The following is a 19855-nucleotide window of genomic DNA, read 5'->3' as shown; positions in this document are numbered from 1 at the left end:
TCGCTTGCCGCCTCCAGGACATGGCCCGATTATGGCGGCGGCGATGCGGCGTCGCAACACGGCCGGGCCGCGCGCTCACATCTGGTCACGCCCTGCCCCGGGCCGCGTCGCGCTGCCCGTCGCCCGCCAGGATGCCGCCCTGGATGCGCTTGCGGATCAGGTCGATGGTGGCCTGGGCCAGGCGCGTCAGCGGCCGCTGCGACACCGTCGCGATCACCAGCTGGCTGGTCAGCGACGGCGAGACGATGCGGGACGCGTGCAGGTTCGGACGATGGGCGCGGCCGTAGATGGCGTTGCGCGACAGGACCGCGTAGCCCATGCCCCGGTCCACCAGGTCCAGCAGGGATTCGATCGCATCCACTTCCAGCGAGACCGACAAGGGCACGCCCAGGCGCGCGCACTGCACGTCCAGCAGATTGCGGATGGCGTTGGGCTGCCCCGGCGTGATCAACGGATAATTCGCCAGCTCGCGCATCTTGACGCTGGCCGGCATGGGTTTGCCGTCCAGCCCCCGGCTGCCGATCAGATAGAGGTCCTCGGACCAAACATGCTCGTAGGCCGCCTGCTGCGTGACGGGCGGGTTGTACAACAGCGCGAAATCCAGGCGGCCCAGCAGCAGCCACTCGTACATGGACACCGTCAGAGCCTCGACCACGCCCAGCGAGGCCCGCGGGAACTCGGCACGGAAATCGCTGACCAGGTCCACCGTCAGCGACTTGCCGACGCTGGGGGGCATGCCGACCACGACCTTGCCGGCCGGCGAGCCGCGCAAGTCCTCGATCTCCTGCCTGGCCAGGCGCACCTGGTGCAGGATGCCGCGGCCCCGCTCCAGCAGCCGCTTGCCGGCGTCGGTGGGTATGACGCCCCGACCATTGCGTTCGAGCAGGTGCTCCTTGAGTTCGACCTCGAGCTGCCGGACGTGGCGGCTGACCACGGGTTGCGATAGATTGAGGGTGATCGCGGCCCGGGTGACGCTGCCGAACTCGACGACCCGGACGAAGCACTCGAGTTGTTTCAAGTCCATGGAAAGCCCCGATTCATGTTTTTTAAGCATAACAGCTAGTTCTGATTTGTGGTTTCCAATGGGGATTTCCGGGTCAAAATGGCAAGCTGACTGGATGGCGTCCGTGGCGCCATCCATGACCAGAAGGCGGGCAGGCGACCCGTCGCCACCCCCTCCAACGATTTGAGGACGACAATGATCCGTACCCTGCTCGCGCGCCTGTGTCTCGGCGCCACCGCCACCCTGGTCGCCGCCGGCGCCCAGGCCCAGGAATTCCCCACCAAGCCGCTGCGCCTGATCGTGCCCTTCGGGCCCGGCGGCGTGGCCGACGTCACCGCCCGCATCGTCGCCCAGGGCCTGGCCGAGAAGTTCGGCAAGCCCGTCGTGGTCGAGAACATGCCCAGCGCCGGCGGCATCACCGGCGCCGTCACCGTGACGCGCGCGACGCCCGACGGACACACGCTCTTCCTGGTCAGCAACCAGCAGGCCGTCAGCCCGTCGCTGTTCAAGTCGCTGCCCTACGATCCGGTCAAGCAGCTCGCCATGGTCTCCATGGTCGGCTCGTTCGACATCGTCATGGCCGTGGACCAGAGCAGCCCGCTGCACACCGTCGCCGACGCCATCGCCGCGGCCAAGAAGGACCCGCAGCACTTCAACCTGGGCACCATCGGCGTCGGCAGCACCCAGCACCTGTCGGCCGAGATGTTCCGCTCCATGGCCGGCCTGGACGTCCCCACCATTCCGTTCAAGTCCAGCGGCGAGGTCCTGAGCGCCGTCAAGGGCAAGAGCGTGCAGGTCATGTTCGAGACGGTGCCTGCCGTCATCGGCAACATCAAGGGCGGCAGCCTGCGCGTGCTGGGCGTGGGCTCGGTCAAGCGCGGCCAGTTGTTCCCCGACACCCCGACCATCGCCGAAACCGTGCCGGGCTACACGGCCGTATCGTGGAACGGCTTCGCCGCGCCCGCCGGCACGCCGCCCGCCATCGTCGACAAGCTGAACGCCGCCGTGCGCGAAGTGGTCAAGGATCCGGCCATCAACAAGAAGCTGGTCGAGGTCGGCATGATTCCGCAGACGAACACGCCCAAGGAATTCCAGGACTTCCTGGTGGCCGAGATCGCGAAGTGGAGCAAGGTGATCGATACGGCAAAAATAGAAAAACAGTAGTCCCCCCCCTACGCGCTTACGCGCGCCCCCCAGGGGGCGAAACTGGCGGACCGGCGGAGCCGGATCCGCGGTTTCCTGGGGTACCAATGGGCTGGCGATGACTGGCGTTTTGTTGGCAGGGCTGGCTGGTAGTGGTGGACACGATGCGACGTGTTGCTTAACGGTTGGAGAAAAGAATGCTGGGTGTAGTCGTACGAAAGAAACCGGCGCTGCCCGAGGGCGCGGCGGAGAAGCTGGCTGCGCAGGGCGTGGCCACGGTGCATGAGGCCCAGGGGCGCAGCGTCGGCCTGATGCGGCCTTATATGCGTCCGATCTACGCGGGCGCGTCGATTGCCGGGCCGGCGGTGACGGTGCTGGCGCAACCGGGCGACAACTGGATGCTGCACGTCGCGGTCGAGCAGTGCTCGCCGGGCGACATCCTGGTCGTGGCCTGCACCACCGAGAACGCCGACGGCATGTTCGGCGACCTGCTCGCCACCTCGCTCAAGGCGCGCGGCGTGCGCGGCCTGGTGATCGACGCCGGCGTGCGCGACGTGGCCACCCTGACCGCGATGGGCTTCCCCGTCTGGTCCAAGGCCATCAATGCCCGCGGCACCGTCAAGGCCACCATCGGCTCGGTCAACGTGCCCATTGTCTGCGGCGGCGCGCTGGTCCATCCCGGCGATGCCATCGTGGCCGACGACGACGGCGTGGCCATCGTGCCCAACGCCCAGGTCGCCACCGTCATCCAGAAGGCCGACAAGCGCGTGCAGGAAGAGGAAGGCAAGCGCGCCCGCCTGGCCGCCGGCGAGCTCGGCCTGGACATCTACAACATGCGACCCAGGCTGGCCGAGGCCGGCCTGCGCTATGTCGACTCGCTGGACGAACTGAACGGCTGAGACCGCCCCCTGGGGGAGACCCGTCTCCAACGGACCTCGCCGCGGCCTGCCGCGGCAGTCCCCGAACCTGAAGCTGAACCATGAAAACCTGCGCCGCACCCGATCCGAATCCAGTCAAACCGCGCGAGGCCCTGCCGGCCGGCGCGTGCGATGCCCACTGCCACGTCTTCGGCCCCGCCGACAAGTTCCCGTACGCGCCCGACCGCAGCTACACGCCGCCCGACGCGCCCTTCGAGCGCCTGCGCCAGTTGCATGACTTCCTGGGCCTGGACCGCGCGGTGATCGTTCAGGCCAGTTGCCACGGCGACGACAACAGCGCCATGCTCGACGCCATCGCCCGCAGCGAAGGCCGCTACCTGGGCGTGGCCATCGTCAACGGCTCCGAGACCGACGAACAACTGGCCGACATGGACGCCGGCGGCGTGCGCGCGGTGCGCTTCAATTTCGTGCAGCACCTGGGCGGCGCGCCCGACCTGGAAATCTTCGACAAGACCATCGAGCGCCTGGACGGCCTGGGCTGGCACGTCGTGCTGCACCTGGACGCTCAGGACATCCTGACCTACAGCGATCGCATCAATCGCATCAACGTGCCCTTCGTGATCGACCACATGGGCCGCGTGCAGGCCGCCAAGGGCCTGGACCAGGAGCCCTTCCGCGCGCTGCTGGAACTGATGAAGAACCCGCTGGCCTGGGTCAAGGTTTGCGGCGGCGAGCGCGTGTCCGTGGGCAAGCGCCCCTTCGCCGATGCCGCGCCCTTCGCCGCCCGGCTGATCGAAGCCGCGCCGGACCGCGTGCTGTGGGGCACCGACTGGCCGCACCCGAACATCTCGAAGGACATGCCCAACGACGGCGAGCTGGTCGACCTGATGCTGGACTTCTGCCCGGATCCCGCCCTGCGCCGCAAGCTGCTGGTCGAGAATCCCGAGAAACTCTACCGCTTCAAGCCGCTGGCCTGACCGCCGCGCACTGGCTGACGACGCTTTACCCCCGGCCCCGGACGTGCGGACTTCGCGCCCCGGGGCCATTCATTTGGGCGGCCGCCTAGGCCGCCGCCCCGATCCGTTCCACCACCGCGGCCAGCGCCATGGCCTCCTTGATCACCACCGGAAACGATCCCCAGGCCCAGGCGGCGCGCAGCGGCGCGAACACGTTGGAGATGCGCACCGCCTCGTCTTGGTTGCCGGCCCGCAGCGCGTCGTACATGCGCACCATCAGCTCGGGAAAGACGTTGGCCGCCGGCGAGATCGTGCCCTGCCCGCCATGGAACATCATGGCCAGCGCCACGGTATCGCGCCCGGAGAACAGCAGCGCGGGGCGCGGCGCGGTCAACAGGTACTCCACCGACTGCGTCAGGTCGCCGCTGGAGTCCTTCATGCCCACGATGTTCTCCGCGGCGCGCATGCAGCGCGCCAGCGTCGCCGGCAGCACGTTCACGCTGGTGCGCGGCGGATTGTTGTACAGCATGACCGGCAGCCGGGTGGCGCGCGCGACCGCGGTGTAGTGCTCGACCAGCTCGTCCTGCGACGGCTGCGCGAAATACGGCGTGATGACCAGCGCCAGGTCCACGCCCAGGGCTTCGGCGGCCTTGGTCAGTTCGATGGACTTGCGCGTGGTCGCGCCGCCCGTGCCGGCATACAGCGGCACGCGGCCGTCGATGGCCTGCATCGACAGCTCCAGCAGCCGGATGTGCTCGTCGGTGTCCAGCGCGAAGAACTCGCCCTGGCTGCCGGCCACCGAGATGCCATGCACCCCGGCCCGGATATACCCGTCGATCAGTTCGCCCACCCTCGCCTCGTCCAGGCGGTGGTTCGCGGGTGAAGGGCGTGGCCATGGCCGGCACGACGCCGTGGAATTTCGAAATCTGCATGTGTACTCCCGTATAGGACGATGTCAGTAGCCGACGCCCATGAGCCGGCCCAGGCGGCCGACGTATTGCCCGAAAGCGGCTTGTTCCTTGGTGGTGCGCGGGTCGCGCGGACGCGGCAGGTCTATCCGCATGTCCTCGACGATGCGCCCCGGACTCTCGCTCATGACCAGCACCCGGTCGGACAGGAAAACGGCCTCCGCGATGCTGTGCGTGATCAGCAGCACCGTCTGCCGCATCTCCTGCCAGAGCCGCAGCAGCTCGACGTTCAACTGGTCGCGCGTGAGCGCGTCCAGCGCGCCGAAGGGTTCATCCAGCAGCAGCACCTTGGGATGCGTGATCAGGATCTGCCCCAGCGCCGCGCGCTGGCGCATGCCGCCCGACAGTTGGTGCGGATGGTTGCGGCGGAACCGCTCCAGCTTGAGCACCGGCAGGATCTGCTCCACGCGGCGGTCGATCTCGGCGGGCGCCACGCCCGCCACCTCGGCCGCCAGCCGGATGTTGGCCTCCACCGTTTCCCACGGCAGCATGTTGTGGGTCTGGAACACCACGCCCACGTCGCTGGACATGCGCGTCTGGGAATGCCCGAACACCCGGATCTCGCCTCCCGCGTCGGGCTGGATCAGGCCCGCGACGATGCGCAGCAGCGTGCTCTTGCCGCAGCCGCTCGGCCCCAGGATGGACACGAACTCCCCGCGCGCGATGGAGAAATCGACCTGGTCGAGCGCCCGCACGGCGTTGCGCGAACGAAAGGTCTTGGCGGTCCGCTCGACCTGGACGGCGGTCTCGATCCGCACCGCTCCCGCATCCCCGCCCGTCATGGCCGCGGCTCTCACTTGCGCGCCCCGACCCAACCCCCTTCCGAGATGTCGAACACGACGCCGTCCAGGTCGTCGACCCAGAAGCCGAAGTGATGGGTGCCCACCCAATCCTTGCCCCGGTCGCGGCCGGCGGCATCGTCGGTCTTGTAGTTGAGCAGCGCGAGGCAGATCGTGCCGTCCGACAGGTACACGCCATCGGCCAGCGGCGAATGCGTGGGTTCGACGATCTCCAGCCCGAATACCTCGCTGTAGAACTTGGCGGCCTTCTCGGGATCGGGAACGGCAAGGGCGATGTGACGTAGCTTGGCCATGCGAAATGCTCCTGAAAGATGTGAGATGGACGCGAGGCTCAGAAGCCTCGCCACCAGATGCGCTTGGCCGCCAGTTCGACCAAGAGATACAGCAGGCCGGCCACGGCCGAGACGACGATGAGCGCGGCGAACAGATAGTCGGTGCGGCCATTGGCGTTGGCCTCGAGTATCAGGTGGCCCAGGCCGCTGTCCGAGCCCACGAACTCGCCCACGATGGCGCCGATGACCGCCAGCGGCATGGCCGAGCGGCACCCGTCCATGATGGAGGGCAGCGCCGCCGGCACGTACAGGCGGCGGAACGTGGTCCAGGCCGGCGCGCGTATGGCCTTGAAGTGCTCGATCAGGTGGGCGGGCGTGCCGGCCAGTCCCCCCATGGTCGCGATCACGACCGGGAAGAAAGCGAACAGGAAGGCCATCAGGATCTTGGACGCCGACCCGTAGCCGAACCAGATCACCATCAGCGGCGCCAGCGCGATCTTGGGCAGCCCCTGGAACACCACGACCAGCGGATACAGCGCCCGCCGCAGCAGCGGCATCGCATGGATGGCCAGCCCCAGCGCGATGCCGCCGATGACCGCCATCGCGAAGCCGGCCAGCACTTCCTGGGTCGTGACCCAGGATTACAGGACCAGCGCGGCGCGATTGGCCCACAGGCTTTCCAGCACCTTGGAAAGCGGCGGCAACAGGTAGGGCTTGATGCCGAACATGTCGACGGCCCGCTCCCACAGTAGCGCCAGCATCAGGCAGAGCACGGCGGGATCGATCACGCGGCGCCAGGCATCGCCGGATGGCAGCAGCCGCAGCGCGCGCCGTCCGGCCGCGGGCAGCGTGGTGGGTTGTACGTGCGCGTTCATGCCTGCCCCTCCTGCCCACCGCCGCGGGGCCCCCAGTCGGGAGCCGGCACGACGAAGCGGGAAAAATGCCATTGGTCGAAGGCCGCGAGATCGTTCCGCCAGACCCGCGCCGTATGCGGCTGCTCGGGTGTGACCTGCACCATTTCCGCATAGAACTCGCAGTAGTTGCCGTCGGGATCCTTGAACACCAGGAACAGGTTCTCGCCCGGCCCGTGCTTGCCTATGCCGCGCACGATCTCCACGCCGCGGTCCTGCAGGTAGCGCGCCGCATCCTCTATCTCGGCCAGGGAGCCGAGCTCGTACGAGAAATGTTCCATGCCCGGGCGCCCAGGCGCATAGGTGGCTTCGCGCAAGGGACCGCCGGCATCTGCGCCAGCGCCAGATCGTGGTGGTCGCGGCCGCAACGCAGGAACGCCATCTGGTCCTCGATGTAGTCCGACACCTCCAGCCCGACGATGTCGGTATAGAAGCGCACCGAGGCCGCCAGGTCGCGCACGTTCAATACGACGTGCCCCAGCCTGCGGGGGCAGGGTCGAGTCGCCATGCTTGCCTCCTACTTCAGCAGATCGTTGGTATAGGTGTCCTGCGGCTTGACCTTGCCGTTCAGGCCGAAGGCCTTGTCGACGAACTGCACCGTCGAGCGCATGCGGTCGTCGCGCAGATAGCCCAACCCTGGTCCTTGGCCTGCGGGTCGACCAGCAGGTCCGCCATGTCGCGGATCTGGGCCAGCGCCACGCTCCGGTCGGTGACGGGGAACATCTTGACCATGAGGTCGGCCGCCCGCTCGGGATTGGCGAATGCGTATGCATAGCCGCGATAGGAAGCCTTCAGGAACTTGCGCACCATGTCGGGCCGCTTGCGGATGGTGTCCTCGCTGGCGGCGAAGCCGCTGCCGTAGGCATCCAGGCCGAAATCGCTGTATTCGACCCAGCCCAGCGGCACGCCCGCCGCATCGGCCTGCTTCTGCGTGACCGCGCGGTTGCTCGCGCGCCAGCATTCGGCCAGATCGATGCGTCCCTCGATCAGCGAGGCGTCCACGACGGCCGGGTCCATGCGCAGCAGCCGGATGCCGTCGCGCGGCTGGCCGTTGAGTTCCAGCCACGCCGGCACCACGTTGTGGACCGGCGAGGCCGAGCCGCCCCCCAGCGTCAGCCCCTTCATGTCGGCAGGCGACTTGGGCTTGTGCCGCCGGGTATCGAAGCAGATGCCGGCCGGCCAGCGCGTGTTGAGCGCGCCCACCATGCGGATCTTGCCGCCGTTGGACCGGTTCAGGACCAGGCTGATCGGGTCGACGTAGCCGAACTCGTACTGCCCCTGGTCCAGTTCGTTCGCGGTACGGTTGCCGCCGTAGCCGCGCTGGATGTTGACGTCCAGGCCCGCTTCCTTGAAATACCCGAGTTCCTGCGCGACGATCACGCCCACGGAGCTGCCCTGGGGCAGCCAGGCCATGTTGTATGCGACCTTCTCCTGGGCGTGCGCCGCGCCGGCCCAACCGATCAGCGCCGCCAGGCCCAGTGCCCGGCCCCACGCCGCAAAACCTTGCTTGCAGGGTTGCATGTCTTCTTCTCCATACGACGTACAGCGAATGACCACGACTACCCGGCGCGCTCAGACCTTCTCGGCTTGCACCTGGTTGGACAGACGGCCGATGCCGTCGACGGTGGCGACCATGGTGTCGCCGGCCTTCAGGTAGATGCCCCGTCCCATGCCCACGCCGGTGGGCGTGCCGGTGGCGACGACGTCGCCCGGTTCCAGCGTGACGATGGTGGACAGGTAGGCGATCTGCTCGCGCACCGTCCAGATCATGTTGGCGGTGCTGTCCTGCTGCATCGGCTCGCCATTGACGTCCAGCCTGAGCTGCACGGCCTGGGGATCGGGAATCTGCCAGGACGGCACCAGCCAGGGCCCCAGCGGCGCGAACGTATCGTGGCATTTGCCCTGGAACCAGTCGTGCTTGAAGGGGTAGTCGGACCGCACGTTCAGGTCGCGTGCCGACACGTCGTTCAGGATGGTGTAGCAGGCGACGTGGTCCAGCGCCCGCTCGGCCGACACGCGCCGGCACCGCGTGCCGATGACGGCCGCCAGTTCCACTTCCCAGTCCAGCATGGCCGTTTCCGGCGGAAGCTGGACCACGTCGCCATCGCCCACCACGGTGTTCGACAGCTTCAGGAACATGTAGGGCTTGCTTTGGGATTTGGCGGCCAGGACGGTGCCCATCTCGTTGGCATGGGCCGCGTAGTTGGAGGCGGCGCAGAAAATGCGCTGCGGCACGTAGGGAGCGGCGACCGTGCGTTCACCGGCGGGCACCGGCCGGATGGCGCCCGAGGCAGCCAGGCGTTCGGCCGCCGGACCTGCCTCGCGCAGCCATGGGGCGGTCTGCGGCCAGGCTTCCAGCATGCGGGCGATGCCGCCGCGGCAGGCCTCGGGCAAGGCCGGCAATCCTGCCGCCAGGGCCGCGTCCAGGTCGTACAGGCGCTGGTCCAGGACCAGGGCGGGGGCCAGCCGGTCGGACCAGCGGTAAGTGGCAAGGGCAATCCAGGACATTCGACAACTCCTCTGTTGATGACATCCGGCACAGCTTTGCATTCACTTTCAATAAATTGTGTGCAATCTTATTTTCCAGCACGCAAATTGGTCAAGAAAATATGCATAGGGGGAAACGCGAAGAAACGATGCCAGGCAAGAGGAAGGAAATGGGAGGCGGCGGCAGGACGAGGCCAACTCCGGTACGGAGCCGGCCCGCCAGGCGCGGGAATGAAGGAGTGGCGTTCAGGACGAACGGCCGGAGGGAAGGTTCAGGCGGCGGAGGCCGATGGATGGCGCTCGCGGCCGAAATGCTGCAGGACGTTCATGGCGGAATTCGCCGCATGGCTGTGCATGGCCTGGGCGGCCGCCTCGCCGTCGTGCTCCAGCAAGGCCTTGACCAGGGCCTCGTGCTCGACGTGGGAATGCTGCAGCCGGTTCTCGGCCACGAAAAAACCTTGCGCGCGGAAAGGCGCCAGCCGCTGGCGCAGCCCCAGCGCGATTTCCTGCAAGGTCTTGTTGCGCGCGCCCGCATAGATGAGCGCATGGAACTCCTCGTTCAGGGCGGCATAGGCCTGGGAATCCCCGCGCGCCACCGCGTCGGTCGCCTGCTGGTGGATGAATTCGATCCGCTTGCGGTCGCTGGGGGCGGCCCGCAACGCACACAGCTTGGCGCACAGCGCCTCGACCTCGCCCGAGGCCTCGAACAGCCCATCCAGGTCGGACTCGGCCATGACCGCGACGGAAAATCCGCGCCGCGGCAGATACTCGACCAGGCGGGTCGATGCCAGCTGGCGCAGCGCATCCCGGACCGGGCTGCGCGAGACATTGAAGCGGGTGGCGATGGATTGTTCGTCCAGGCGTTCGCCGGGCTGGAAGCGGCCGCGCACGATTTCCTCGGCCAGTTGATCCGCCACGGTCTGCGAGAGCGTCTTGCCGGGTCCTTTGTCCGTCATCTGGGAACCTTGTGCGAGGGCGGTTGCGATTCGAAAATTGTCTACAAAAACAATCTACCGCATACAATTTTAGCACCGACGCCAAAATAGAAAAGGGGCTGCGCCGCAGCCCCCTTCTTCCCCTTCCCGATTCCCCCGGCCACGTCAGTGTACCGGCGCCCCATCCTGGAACCAGCGCGCCAGCAGGGCCCGCTCGTCGTCGGTCATGCCGGTGGCGTTGTTCAGCGGCATGGTCTTCTGCACCACGGCCTGCTGGTAGACCACCTGCGCATGCGATTTCAGCAGCTCGGGGGTTTGCAGCTGTATGCCCTTGTTCGCGAGCTGGGCGTTGTGGCACACCACGCACCGCTGCGCCACCACCTGCCGGACCTGCCCGATGTCCTGGGCGCCCAGCGGCGCCGACGGTGCGGCGGCCTTGTCCAGGCCGGGCGGCGCGATCGCCACGGCCACCCCCAGCAGCAGCGCGATGCCCGCCGCCGGATACCAGGGGTTGGTGACGCCCTTGTGGCGCAGCACGAAGAACTGTCGGATCAGGGCGCCCGCCAGCATCAGGGCGATCAGCACCAGCCAGTTGTGGGGGGCGGAATAGACCATGCTGTAGTGGTTCGACAGCATGGCGAACAGCACCGGCAGCGTGAAGTAGGTGTTGTGGACGCTGCGCTGCTTGCCCAGCTTGCCGTGGATGGGATCGACCGGCTCGCCCGCGCGCATGGCGGCCACGACCTTGCGCTGCCCCGGGATGATCACCATGAGCACGTTGGCGCTCATGATGGTGGCGATCATGGCCCCCACGATCAGGAAGGCCGCGCGCCCCGCGAACAGGTGGCAGGCCAGCCAGGCCGCCGCCGCCACGAACAGCGCCACCGCGATGCCGACCTTGCGGTCCGCGCGCTCGTCGGTGCCCGCGACACGGCAGATGATGTCGTACACCAGCCAGCCCACCACCAGGAAGCACAGCACCGCCACCACCGCCGCCACCGGCCCCCAGTCGAACACGTTGCGGTCGATCAGGTAGGTCTGGGCGTTGAACAGGTATAGCGCCACCAGCAGCGCGAAGCCCGACATCCAGGTGGAATAGCTTTCCCAGTAGAACCAGTGCAGGTGTTCGGGTAGGCGCTTGGGGGCGACGAGATACTTCTGCGGGTTGTAGAACCCGCCGCCGTGCACGGCCCAGAGTTCGCCGGAGACGCCCTTGTCGATCAGTTCCGGGTCTTGCGGCTTCATCAGGCTGTTGTCGAGCCAGACGAAGTAGAACGAGGATCCGATCCAGGCGATGCCCGTGATGATGTGCAGCCAACGCAGCAGCAGATTGGCCCAATCAAGGATGTAGGCTTCCATGCCCTTCCTGCCAGAGCAATGCTCACCACTGCGGGCGCTGTGAGCAGGACGGGTCGCGCCAGATGCGAAGCGCCGCGGCGACCTTACAATCAACGGGGGCCTGGCGGCCCCCGCTTGTGACGGTTTGCATCTTCACCCGACGCCCCGCGGCTTGTCAATATCGTCCGCCGGCACCCCGCCGCTCCTGGGAACGGAACTTGCGAGCTACGCGCGCCGGGTTTGTACAGGAGGTACGCGATGATGTTCGTTCCCCGCCTTCGGCTGTTCGCCGTATGCGCGGCCACGGCCGGCGCCATGGCCGCGGGCTGTTCCCACCCGAGCGATCCGCTGGCCTATACCCGCAACGAATTCGCCCGCACCGACACCTACTCGCGCGCCTATCCGAAGGCGCCCGAAATGGTGTGCGAGGCCGGCAAGCGTTCGCTGCTCAGCCAGGGCTACACGCTGGCCGACGCCGGCGCGCGCTCGATCGAGGGGCACAAACAGTTCCAGAGCGGCGACAACTACAAGGAGATCACCTTCCGCCTGGTCTGCGAACCCGACCATGCCGGAACCACCCGGTCGATCGCCTTCGTCAACGCGGTCGAATCGACCTTCGCGCTGAAGAAGACCAACAACTCGGCCAGCGTCGGCGTCGGGCTGCTGGGCTCGGTGTCCATGCCCTTCACCTCGTCGGACGACTCCATGGTCAAGACCGGCAGCGAGACCATCGTCTCGGATGATTTCTACAGCCGTTTCTTCGCGTTGCTGGAACAGTACATGCCGTCCGCCTCGCCGACGCCGCAGGGCGACGCCGCTGCGCCGGCCCCCAAGTCGCCCTAGCGGCGGGCAGCCATCCGCTAGAATGGACGGGATGCTCCAGAACGGAGCCCCACGCCCGGAGACGAGTCCATGGATCGCCCTGTCGCCCCGCCCCAACTGGCGGATTCCCGTCTTTTCAGAAACCAGGCCTACATAGGCGGCGCATGGGTGGATGCCCGGGATGGCGCCACCTTCGCGGTCGACAATCCGGCCGACGGCGGGACGCTGGCCCGCGTCGCCGACCTGGACGCCTCGCAGACCGAGGAAGCCATCGCCGCGGCCCAGGCGGCGTTCGGCCCCTGGCGGGCGCGCACGGCGAAGGACCGGGCCGCCATCCTGCGGCGCTGGTTCGAGCTGATCCTGGCGCATGCCGACGACCTGGCCGCGCTGATGACGCTGGAACAGGGCAAGCCCCTGGCCGAGGCCAAGGGCGAGGTCGCCTATGCCGCCTCGTTCGTCGAGTGGTTCGCCGAACAAGGCAAGCGCATCGCCGGCGATACGCTGGCGCCCGTGGCCGCCGGCACGCGCATGCTGGTGCTGCGCGAGCCCATAGGCGTGTGCGCGGCCATCACGCCGTGGAATTTCCCGCTGGCCATGATCACCCGCAAGGCGGGCCCCGCGCTGGCCGCGGGCTGCACCATGGTGCTCAAGCCCGCCGAGCAGACCCCGCTGTCCGCGCTGGCGCTGGCGGAACTGGCGCACCGCGCCGGCCTGCCCGCCGGCGTGCTGAACATCGTGACGGCAGACAGCGAACGCTCCATCGCCGCCGGCAAGGCGCTGTGCGCGAGCCCGGTGGTGCGCAAGCTCACCTTCACCGGCTCCACGCCGGTGGGCCGCATCCTGATGCAGCAAAGCGCACCCACCATCAAGAAGCTGTCGCTGGAGCTGGGCGGCCTGGCTCCCTTCATCGTCTTTGAAGACGCCGACCTGGACGCCGCCGTGGACGGCGCCATCGCTTCCAAGTACCGCAACGCCGGGCAGACCTGCGTCTGCACCAACCGCTTCTACGTACACGACAGCATCTACGATGCCTTCGTCCAGAAGCTGGCCGAGCGCACCGGCGGCCTGAAGGTGGGCAGCGGCTTCGACGCCGGCGTCGCCCAGGGCCCGCTGATCGACGAGGCCGCCATCGCCAAGGTCGACCAGCACGTGCAGGACGCCGTGGGCAAGGGCGCGCGGATCCTGGCGGGCGGCAAGCGGCATGCGCTGGGCGGCCGCTTCTACGAACCCACGGTACTGGCCGACGTGTCCGAGGACATGCTGTGCATGCGCGAGGAAACCTTCGGGCCGGTCGCCCCCGTGGTCCGTTTCCGCGACGAGGCCGACGTCATCCGCCTGGCCAACGACACGGAGTTCGGGCTCGCCTCGTACTTCTACAGCCGCGACATCGGCCGCATCTTCCGCGTGGCCGAGGCGCTGGAATACGGCATGGTCGGCGTCAACACCGGCCTGATCTCGAACGAGGTCGCACCCTTCGGCGGCGTCAAGCAGTCGGGCCTGGGCCGCGAGGGCTCGGTCTACGGCATCGACGACTACCTCGAGATGAAGTACGTGTGCCTGGGCGGGATATGAGCGTGCCCGCCCGGCCGCCCGAAGGGCGCGCGACCTCCCTCGGGGAGGATGTCGCGCAGCGACAGGAAGGTAGTCCAGTGAGCGGGCACGCTTCGGTCAGGCCGGCGCGGCCGCAGGACGTCGCGCCCATCCTCGCCCTGATGCGCGGACTGGCGGAATACGAGAACCTGACCCACCTGTTCCTGGCCCGCGACGAGGACCTGCGGGACGCCTTGTTCGGGCCGCATCCGGCGGCCGAATGCCTGGTGGCGGACGTGGCAGGCGAAGTGGTGGGCTATGCCCTCTTCTTCCACAACTACTCCACCTTCCTCGGCCGCCGTGGCCTGTACCTGGAGGATCTCTACGTACACCCCGACCAGCGGGGCCGCGGGCTGGGCAAGCGCCTGCTGCGCGCCCTGGCCGCCCTGGCGGTGGAGCGCCGCTGCGGCCGCTTCGAGTGGAGCGTGCTGGACTGGAACCAGCCCGCCATCGACTTCTACGAAGCCATGGGCGCCGAGGTGCTGCCCGATTGGCGCATCGTGCGCGTCACGGGCGAGGCCCTGGCGCGGCTGGGGTCGGCGGCCGGTTGAGCCGGGCCGCCGGGGGAGCCCCCTCCCCCGGGCCTAGACCCGGAACATTCCCACCATCCGGTCCAGCCGCTCGGCCATCTCGCGCATTTCCTCGGCCGAGCGGGCCGTCTCGCCCATGGCCGCGGTGGTTTCCTCGACCATCTGGGCGATGCTCTCCACCTGCTGGGCGATCGAGGTGCTGGCCGCCGACTGCTCCTTGGTCGCATGCGCCACTTCGCGCACGCGCTCGAGCGAGGTGTCCGCGCTGGAACTGATCTCGCGCAGCGACACGGCCACTTCGTCGGCCAGGCTGGTGCCCTCGGCCACCATGGGCAGGATGTGCTCCATCGTCACGGTGGACTCGGCCGTCTCGCGCTGGACCGCGCTGACCATTTCCTCGATCTCGACCGTGGCCGACGACGTACGCTCGGCCAGTTTGCGGACCTCGTCCGCCACCACGCTGAAGCCTCGGCCCTGCTCGCCGGCCCGGGCGGCCTCGATGGCCGCGTTCAGGGCCAGCAGGTTGGTCTGGCCGGCGATCTCTTTGATGGAAGCGGCGATGGAGTTGATCTGCACCGCCCTTTCCTCCAGGCCCCGGATCTTGTGCGAGGCCTCGCCCACCGCACTGGCGATGCGCTTCATGCTTTCGGCGGCGCTCATGACGCGGGTCTCGCCGTCGCGGCATTTCTCGGCCACGCCCTCGGAGTTGTGCTGGGTCTGGCTGGCCGCATCCGAAATATGGGCCACCGACACGGTCAATTCCTCGACCGCCGCGGCCATCGAGGACGTCGCGTCGCTCTGCTGCACCGCGGCCGTGGAGACCTGGTTCACCGACTCGGCGATGCGATGGGCGTCGCGCTTCATGGTGGCCGCTTCCTCGCGAACCCGCGAGATCAGGTTGCGCACGGACTCCGACATCCTGGCGAAGCCGTCCAGCAGGCTGCCCGGTTCGGCATCCGGCAGCTTCTGGCTGAGATCGCCGCCGGCGGCGCGGCGCATGATCTCGAGCACGGCGCGGGGCTCGCCGCCGATCTGGCGGATGACGCCGCGGGCGATGAGGCCGCTGGCCAGCAGCAGGACCACCGCCAGTACGAGCGCCGTGCCGATGCCCGTGACGAGCTGGCGCGAGATGGCCTCGTCCAGGTCGTCGACGTAGACGCCGGTGCCGATCACCCAGTTCCAGGGCTGGAAATGCTTGTAGATGTTCAGCTTGGGCACGGGCTCCGTCTCGCCGGGCCGGGCGAACAGGATGCGCATGTAGCTCTGCCCGCCCCCCTCGCGCATCGCCGCCAGGCGCTCCTGCATGGCCACGCCCGGATCGCGCTTGTCGCCCGAGCGGGTGATGGCGTTGGAGCCCGCCAGCGCCGGATTGCCCCCGTTCATCACGATGAGGCCCTGCTCGTCGGTGACGAAGATGTATTCGGTCTTGCCGTTGCTGCCGCCATAACGGAAGCCCTGCAACGCCGCCTTGGCGGCCTCCTGGGCCTGCTGCTGGGTCATCTGGCCCTTCTGCTGCAGTTCCTGGTAGTGGTTGACGACGCCCCAGGCGCCCTGGGCGACGGCCAGGATCTCCGATTTCTTGGCTTCGAGCAGCAATTGCCGCTCGCTGTAGATGGACCATCCCTGCACCGCCAGCAGCAGGACCACCGCCAGGGCCACCAGCGCCGCCAGCCGGCCCTTCAGCGACGACCTGGCCGTCAAGGACGCCGGGGCGGGACGTGTCTCGCCGCCGGAAAAACCACTCGTATCATGCATTACCGCGCTCATTCGATCCCCTTGCACGCGACCCGCCGGGGCATGGCGCACCGGCGCGGCGACGAAAACTCACTCAAGCCATTAACGGCATGCCCGGCGGGATCTGTATGGCGGAACACGGGACCGGGCCAGCCGGCAAACATGAAAAGAAAAAGGGGAGCTTTCGCTCCCCTTTTTCCTGGCTTTGCCAACCGCCGTCAGGCGGCTTCGCGGCTGGCGCGCTTGCGGTCGTGCTCCTTCAGGTGCAGCTTGCGCAGCCGGATGTTCTTGGGCGTGATCTCGACCAGTTCGTCGTCGGCGATGAATTCCACCGCGTACTCCAGCGTCAGCTGGATGGGCGGGACCAGGCGCACGGCCTCGTCCGTGCCCGAGGCGCGTACGTTGGTGAGCTGCTTGCCCTTGATCGGGTTGACCACCAGATCGTTGTCGCGGCTGTGGATGCCGATGATCATGCCTTCGTACAGCGCCTCGCCGGGCGAGACGAACATGCGGCCGCGGTCCTGCAGCTTCCACAGCGCGTAGGCCACGGCATCGCCGTCCTCCTGGCTGATCAGCACGCCGTTGTGGCGTTCGCCCAGGGTGCCGTCGCGAACCGGGGCATATTCGTCGAACACGTGGCTGATCAGGCCGGTGCCGCGCGTCAGCGTCATGAACTCGCCCTGGAAGCCGATCAGGCCGCGTGCGGGAATGCGGTATTCCAGGCGGGTACGGCCCTTGCCGTCCGACGCCATGTCCAGCAGTTCGCCCTTGCGGCGGCCCAGTTCTTCCATCACCGAGCCCTGGTGGCCGTCCTCGACATCCACCGTCAGCAGCTCGAACGGCTCGCACTTGACGCCGTCGATCTCCTTGAAGACCACGCGCGGACGCGAGACGGCCAGTTCGTAGCCCTCGCGGCGCATGTTCTCCAGCAGGATGGTCAGGTGCAGTTCGCCACGGCCCGACACCTCGAACACGGTATCGTCGCCGGTTTCGCGCACGCGCAGCGCCACGTTGGACTTGAGCTCGCGGTCCAGGCGGTCGCGCAGCTGGCGGCTGGTCACGAACTTGCCTTCGCGGCCGGCCAGCGGTGACGTGTTCACGCAGAAATTCATGGTCAGCGTCGGCTCGTCGACCTTGATCATGGGCAAGGCCTCGGGCGCCTCCGGTGCGCACACCGTGCAGCCGATGCCCAGTTCATCGATACCGTTGATCAGGACGATGTCGCCGGCCTGCGCCTCGGGAACGATCTCGCGCTCCAGGCCACGGAACTTCAGCACCTGGTTGACCCGGCCCTTGATGGGGTTGCCCTCGGGGCCGAACTTGATCACCACGTCCTGCAACGGACGCACGCGGCCGCGCGTGATGCGGCCCACGCCGATCTTGCCGACGTAGCTGGAATAGTCCAGCGACACGATCTGCAGTTGCAGCGGACCGTCGGCATCGTCGTTGCGCACGGGCACCTTGTCCAGGATCACGTCGAACAACGGCTTCATGTCGCCGCTGCGCACGTCCTCGGTCAGGCCCGCGTAGCCGTTCAGGCCCGACGCGTAGACGACCGGGAAGTCGAGTTGTTCCTCGCTTGCGCCCAGCTTGTCGAACAGGTCGAAGGTCTGGTTGATCACCCAGTCCGGACGCGCGCCCGGGCGGTCGATCTTGTTGATAACGACGATGGGCTTGAGGCCCAGGGCCAGCGCCTTGCGGGTGACGAAGCGGGTCTGGGGCATCGGCCCCTCGACCGCGTCGACCAGCAGCAGCACGCCGTCCACCATGGACAGCACCCGCTCGACCTCGCCGCCGAAGTCGGCGTGCCCCGGGGTGTCCACGATGTTGATGTGCGTGCCTTCGTATTCGACCGCACAGTTCTTGGCCAGGATCGTGATGCCACGTTCCTTTTCGATGTCGTTCGAGTCCATGACCCGTTCGGCCACCTGCTCGTTCTCGCGGAAGGTGCCCGCCTGCCGCAGCAGCTGGTCCACCAGGGTCGTCTTGCCATGGTCCACGTGGGCGATGATCGCCACGTTGCGCAATGCGCGTGTCATGTCGTTTCCTTGAATGAAATCAATCTGTCGGGCTGCAGCCAGCCGTCCTCGCAGCGAGCCGTTCCCAGGAATCCACCGTCCGGCCCGGCAACCCGGACCTTGCCTGCTTCTGTCTCGGCGGCCGCCGTGCCGGTTGCCTCGCCGGCGGCCATTCTTTCCTTGCGCCCCTGCATGAAGCGCTGGGCCGCCGCCGCCTCCAGCCGTACGACCGGCAGGTCGGCCAGCAGCGACTCCATCGGCAGCAGCGCGCCGGCCGGATCGGCCAGCGCCTCCAGCCGTTCCAGGGTCCAGGCCTGTGCCAGGTCGAACCCCGCCGTACGCGTGCGCCGCAGCGCCGTCAGGTGCGCGCCGCATCCCAGTGCCCGGCCGACGTCCTGCGCCAGCGTACGGACGTAGGTGCCCTTGCTGCACGAGACGTCGATCGTCGCCGATCGTCCGGACAGCGACAGCAGCCTCAACCCATGGATCGTGACCTGCCTCGGCTCCCGCTCCAGCTCGACGCCCTCGCGCGCGTATTCGTACAAGGGCTTGCCGTCGCGCTTGAGCGCCGAATACATGGGCGGCACCTGCGAAATCCTGCCGACGAAGCGTGACAACACGTCGCGCATCCTCGCCTCGTCCACGGCCAGGGCGGGATCCTGTCCGGGAAAACCGACCGGCATGCCCGTACGGTCGCCGCTGTCCGTTTCCTCGCCCAGCGCCAGCGTCGCGGTATAGCTCTTGTCGGCATCGAACATCCCGCCGGAGAACTTGGTCGCTTCGCCGAAGCACAGCACCATCAGGCCGGTCGCGAACGGATCCAGCGTCCCCGTGTGTCCCGCCTTGCGCGCATCCAGGATGCGGCGCGCGCGCTGCAAGGCATGATTGCTGGACAAGCCCTCGGGTTTGTCCAGCAGCAACACACCATCCAGCGCACGCCCGCGTCGGGAAGCCATCGCAATCGTCGGAAAAAAAGGACGCGGCGCGGCTTACGCGCGGTCGTCGTCAGGAGCGGACGGTTCTGCCGGCGCGATGCCCTCGCGCTCGTCCTGGCCGGTCTGGCCGGATTCGGTCAGTTCGTCGGCCTTGACGCCCGGCGTGTTGGCCTGGGCGATCAGCCGGTTCATTTCCATGCCGCGCGACATCTGGCGGTCGTGGAAGAAATGCAGCGTGGGGACGGTGTGGATATGCAGCCGCTTGAACAACAGCGAATGCAGCCAGCCCGCCTTTTCGTTCAGCGCGGTTTCGGCCGCGGCCGGCTCGGCGCCCATGACGGTGAAATACACCTTGGCATGGGCGTAGTCCGGCGTCAGGTCCACGCCCGTGAGCGTGACCAGTCCGGCGCGGGCCGTATCGACCTCGCGCTGGATCATCTCTGCCAGGTCCTTCTGGATCTGGTCGGCCAGCCGCTGGTTGCGGCCGCCGGGGAGCTTCTTCTGCCTGTGACGACTCATCTGCCTGCACGTGCCC

General features: G+C 67.7%; 20 protein-coding genes and 1 pseudogene. 6 read left to right on the top strand and 15 right to left on the bottom strand.

The genetic code is table 11. The features are described 5' to 3' along the window. Positions 1 to 85: 85 nt before the first annotated feature. Complete coding sequence (locus N5K27_RS05695; RefSeq protein WP_087839176.1) at positions 86 to 1024, bottom strand: LysR substrate-binding domain-containing protein; 939 nt, start codon at positions 1022 to 1024, stop codon at positions 86 to 88. Between the two features lie 174 nt (positions 1025 to 1198). Here N5K27_RS05695 and N5K27_RS05690 point away from each other — a divergent pair, with 174 nt between their 5' ends. The 3 genes from N5K27_RS05690 (at position 1199) to N5K27_RS05680 (ending at position 4001) form a co-directional block, all read left to right on the top strand. Beyond that, a complete protein-coding gene (locus N5K27_RS05690) occupies positions 1199 to 2167 on the top strand; it encodes a tripartite tricarboxylate transporter substrate binding protein (protein ID WP_087839175.1) in 969 nt (322 codons plus the stop codon). A gap of 176 nt (positions 2168 to 2343) precedes the next feature. Continuing rightward, the gene (locus N5K27_RS05685; protein ID WP_087839174.1) at positions 2344 to 3045 is read left to right on the top strand and encodes a 4-carboxy-4-hydroxy-2-oxoadipate aldolase/oxaloacetate decarboxylase; all 702 of its coding nucleotides are present in this window, start codon (positions 2344 to 2346) and stop codon (positions 3043 to 3045) included. Between the two features lie 80 nt (positions 3046 to 3125). Further along, a complete protein-coding gene (locus tag N5K27_RS05680; protein ID WP_087839173.1) occupies positions 3126 to 4001 on the top strand; it encodes an amidohydrolase family protein in 876 nt (291 codons plus the stop codon). Positions 4002 to 4086: 85 nt separating this feature from the next. On the opposite strand, the gene N5K27_RS05675 is transcribed toward N5K27_RS05680, so the two are convergent. The 10 genes and pseudogenes from N5K27_RS05675 to N5K27_RS05630 all read right to left on the bottom strand — a co-directional run bounded on the left by N5K27_RS05675 (position 4087) and on the right by N5K27_RS05630 (position 11712). Beyond that, positions 4087 to 4845: a dihydrodipicolinate synthase family protein gene (locus N5K27_RS05675; protein ID WP_279815343.1), complete on the bottom strand. Its 759-nt coding sequence runs from the start codon at positions 4843 to 4845 to the stop codon at positions 4087 to 4089. Positions 4846 to 4935: 90 nt separating this feature from the next. Next, positions 4936 to 5730, bottom strand: coding sequence for an ABC transporter ATP-binding protein (locus N5K27_RS05670; RefSeq protein ID WP_279815160.1), 795 nt, complete (start codon positions 5728 to 5730; stop codon positions 4936 to 4938). An 11-nt stretch (positions 5731 to 5741) separates the two neighbouring features. Then, positions 5742 to 6041, bottom strand: a complete 300-nt coding sequence (locus N5K27_RS05665; RefSeq protein WP_279815159.1) for a VOC family protein — start codon at positions 6039 to 6041, stop codon at positions 5742 to 5744. Between the two features lie 38 nt (positions 6042 to 6079). After that, positions 6080 to 6640, bottom strand: coding sequence for an ABC transporter permease (locus N5K27_RS05660; RefSeq protein WP_279815158.1), 561 nt, complete (start codon positions 6638 to 6640; stop codon positions 6080 to 6082). A gap of 21 nt (positions 6641 to 6661) precedes the next feature. Next, positions 6662 to 6895 (bottom strand): hypothetical protein, encoded by a 234-nt coding sequence (locus tag N5K27_RS05655; protein WP_279815157.1) that lies wholly within the window; start codon positions 6893 to 6895, stop codon positions 6662 to 6664. Then, positions 6892 to 7439: pseudogene (locus N5K27_RS05650) on the bottom strand (VOC family protein). Before N5K27_RS05650 ends, N5K27_RS05655 begins: the two are co-directional and overlap by 4 nt. A gap of 59 nt (positions 7440 to 7498) precedes the next feature. Continuing rightward, positions 7499 to 8452: an ABC transporter substrate-binding protein gene (locus tag N5K27_RS05645; protein ID WP_279815155.1), complete on the bottom strand. Its 954-nt coding sequence runs from the start codon at positions 8450 to 8452 to the stop codon at positions 7499 to 7501. A 51-nt stretch (positions 8453 to 8503) separates the two neighbouring features. Beyond that, a complete protein-coding gene (locus N5K27_RS05640; protein ID WP_279815153.1) occupies positions 8504 to 9439 on the bottom strand; it encodes a fumarylacetoacetate hydrolase family protein in 936 nt (311 codons plus the stop codon). Positions 9440 to 9690: 251 nt separating this feature from the next. After that, positions 9691 to 10374 carry a GntR family transcriptional regulator gene (locus N5K27_RS05635; RefSeq protein ID WP_087839166.1) on the bottom strand — a complete coding sequence of 228 codons (684 nt, stop codon included), beginning with the start codon at positions 10372 to 10374 and terminating at the stop codon, positions 9691 to 9693. A gap of 144 nt (positions 10375 to 10518) precedes the next feature. Then, a complete protein-coding gene (locus N5K27_RS05630) occupies positions 10519 to 11712 on the bottom strand; it encodes a urate hydroxylase PuuD (protein WP_087839165.1) in 1194 nt (397 codons plus the stop codon). 237 nt (positions 11713 to 11949) lie between these two features. Here N5K27_RS05630 and N5K27_RS05625 point away from each other — a divergent pair, with 237 nt between their 5' ends. The 3 genes from N5K27_RS05625 to N5K27_RS05615 all read left to right on the top strand — a co-directional run bounded on the left by N5K27_RS05625 (position 11950) and on the right by N5K27_RS05615 (position 14654). Beyond that, on the top strand, positions 11950 to 12534 hold the full coding sequence (locus N5K27_RS05625; protein ID WP_279815150.1) for a DUF2242 domain-containing protein: 585 nt from the start codon (positions 11950 to 11952) through the stop codon (positions 12532 to 12534). Positions 12535 to 12603: 69 nt separating this feature from the next. Beyond that, positions 12604 to 14085, top strand: a complete 1482-nt coding sequence (locus tag N5K27_RS05620) for an NAD-dependent succinate-semialdehyde dehydrogenase (protein WP_087839163.1) — start codon at positions 12604 to 12606, stop codon at positions 14083 to 14085. Between the two features lie 77 nt (positions 14086 to 14162). Continuing rightward, positions 14163 to 14654: a GNAT family N-acetyltransferase gene (locus N5K27_RS05615; protein WP_087839162.1), complete on the top strand. Its 492-nt coding sequence runs from the start codon at positions 14163 to 14165 to the stop codon at positions 14652 to 14654. A 33-nt stretch (positions 14655 to 14687) separates the two neighbouring features. On the opposite strand, the gene N5K27_RS05610 is transcribed toward N5K27_RS05615, so the two are convergent. The 4 genes from N5K27_RS05610 to rbfA all read right to left on the bottom strand — a co-directional run bounded on the left by N5K27_RS05610 (position 14688) and on the right by rbfA (position 19839). Further along, positions 14688 to 16388 (bottom strand): methyl-accepting chemotaxis protein, encoded by a 1701-nt coding sequence (locus N5K27_RS05610; protein ID WP_279815146.1) that lies wholly within the window; start codon positions 16386 to 16388, stop codon positions 14688 to 14690. A gap of 197 nt (positions 16389 to 16585) precedes the next feature. Next, a complete protein-coding gene (gene typA / locus N5K27_RS05605) occupies positions 16586 to 18406 on the bottom strand; it encodes a translational GTPase TypA (RefSeq protein ID WP_087839160.1) in 1821 nt (606 codons plus the stop codon). After that, complete coding sequence (gene truB, locus N5K27_RS05600) at positions 18403 to 19341, bottom strand: tRNA pseudouridine(55) synthase TruB (protein ID WP_087839159.1); 939 nt, start codon at positions 19339 to 19341, stop codon at positions 18403 to 18405. Before truB ends, typA begins: the two co-directional genes overlap by 4 nt. A 33-nt stretch (positions 19342 to 19374) precedes the next feature. Beyond that, positions 19375 to 19839, bottom strand: a complete 465-nt coding sequence (rbfA, locus tag N5K27_RS05595) for a 30S ribosome-binding factor RbfA (protein WP_087839158.1) — start codon at positions 19837 to 19839, stop codon at positions 19375 to 19377. Positions 19840 to 19855 lie beyond the last annotated feature (16 nt).

Origin of the sequence: Pigmentiphaga sp. GD03639, assembly GCF_029845405.1 — a bacterium.
GTDB lineage: Bacteria > Pseudomonadota > Gammaproteobacteria > Burkholderiales > Burkholderiaceae_B > Pigmentiphaga > Pigmentiphaga daeguensis.
The sequence above is the reverse complement of the archived record's forward strand: the minus strand, read 5'-3'. Positions and strand labels throughout refer to the sequence as shown.

What these genes read in the sequence shown, in the direction of transcription:
- N5K27_RS05645 (WP_279815155.1), bottom strand. Translation starts at nt 8,452, where the DNA reads ATGCAACCCTGCAAGCAAGGTTTTGCGGCGTGGGGCCGGGCACTGGGC.
- truB (WP_087839159.1), bottom strand. Translation starts at nt 19,341, where the DNA reads ATGGCTTCCCGACGCGGGCGTGCGCTGGATGGTGTGTTGCTGCTGGAC.
- N5K27_RS05685 (WP_087839174.1), top strand. Translation starts at nt 2,344, where the DNA reads ATGCTGGGTGTAGTCGTACGAAAGAAACCGGCGCTGCCCGAGGGCGCG.
- N5K27_RS05620 (WP_087839163.1), top strand. Translation starts at nt 12,604, where the DNA reads ATGGATCGCCCTGTCGCCCCGCCCCAACTGGCGGATTCCCGTCTTTTC.
- N5K27_RS05690 (WP_087839175.1), top strand. Translation starts at nt 1,199, where the DNA reads ATGATCCGTACCCTGCTCGCGCGCCTGTGTCTCGGCGCCACCGCCACC.
- N5K27_RS05665 (WP_279815159.1), bottom strand. Translation starts at nt 6,041, where the DNA reads ATGGCCAAGCTACGTCACATCGCCCTTGCCGTTCCCGATCCCGAGAAG.
- rbfA (WP_087839158.1), bottom strand. Translation starts at nt 19,839, where the DNA reads ATGAGTCGTCACAGGCAGAAGAAGCTCCCCGGCGGCCGCAACCAGCGG.
- N5K27_RS05655 (WP_279815157.1), bottom strand. Translation starts at nt 6,895, where the DNA reads ATGAACGCGCACGTACAACCCACCACGCTGCCCGCGGCCGGACGGCGC.
- N5K27_RS05670 (WP_279815160.1), bottom strand. Translation starts at nt 5,730, where the DNA reads ATGACGGGCGGGGATGCGGGAGCGGTGCGGATCGAGACCGCCGTCCAG.
- N5K27_RS05635 (WP_087839166.1), bottom strand. Translation starts at nt 10,374, where the DNA reads ATGACGGACAAAGGACCCGGCAAGACGCTCTCGCAGACCGTGGCGGAT.
- typA (WP_087839160.1), bottom strand. Translation starts at nt 18,406, where the DNA reads ATGACACGCGCATTGCGCAACGTGGCGATCATCGCCCACGTGGACCAT.
- N5K27_RS05630 (WP_087839165.1), bottom strand. Translation starts at nt 11,712, where the DNA reads ATGGAAGCCTACATCCTTGATTGGGCCAATCTGCTGCTGCGTTGGCTG.
- N5K27_RS05640 (WP_279815153.1), bottom strand. Translation starts at nt 9,439, where the DNA reads ATGTCCTGGATTGCCCTTGCCACTTACCGCTGGTCCGACCGGCTGGCC.
- N5K27_RS05695 (WP_087839176.1), bottom strand. Translation starts at nt 1,024, where the DNA reads ATGGACTTGAAACAACTCGAGTGCTTCGTCCGGGTCGTCGAGTTCGGC.
- N5K27_RS05680 (WP_087839173.1), top strand. Translation starts at nt 3,126, where the DNA reads ATGAAAACCTGCGCCGCACCCGATCCGAATCCAGTCAAACCGCGCGAG.
- N5K27_RS05625 (WP_279815150.1), top strand. Translation starts at nt 11,950, where the DNA reads ATGATGTTCGTTCCCCGCCTTCGGCTGTTCGCCGTATGCGCGGCCACG.
- N5K27_RS05610 (WP_279815146.1), bottom strand. Translation starts at nt 16,388, where the DNA reads ATGCATGATACGAGTGGTTTTTCCGGCGGCGAGACACGTCCCGCCCCG.